Source organism: Dietzia massiliensis (assembly GCF_018390595.1).
Taxonomy (GTDB): domain Bacteria; phylum Actinomycetota; class Actinomycetes; order Mycobacteriales; family Mycobacteriaceae; genus Dietzia; species Dietzia massiliensis.
Map to the genome: position 1 here is coordinate 1 of NZ_JAHBAV010000369.1, position 319 is coordinate 319.

The 319-nt window shown below is 68.3% G+C and carries 1 protein-coding gene; it reads left to right on the forward strand.

The window, feature by feature from the left end; translation table 11 throughout:
- Positions 1 to 319: Ig-like domain-containing protein (locus tag KHA85_RS17600; protein ID WP_236885864.1), on the forward strand; the 319-nt coding region annotated here is incomplete at both ends.

A 319-nucleotide genomic window follows, 5' to 3' on the forward strand; every position in this document is an offset into this window, starting at 1 on the left:
GCGCTGCAGCTGAAGTACCAGCCCGCCGACGCCACCCAGAACGTGGTGCCGATCGCCCCGGTCAGCGTCCAGGTGAGCGACGGGTGGTTCCAGCACGTCACGCTGTCGAATTCGTCGGGCAAGGCCGTCGCCGGAACGTTCAACCAGGACCGGACCGTCTACACGACCTCCGAACCCCTGGGCTACGACATGACCTACACGTGGAGCGGCTCGGCCGTCGGGCACGACGGCAAGGCGGTCCCGGTTGCGGGGAAGTTCACCACGGTCTCGCCCAGCAAGAAGATCGGCGGGGCGTTCCAGCTGGCCGACGGCCAGACCG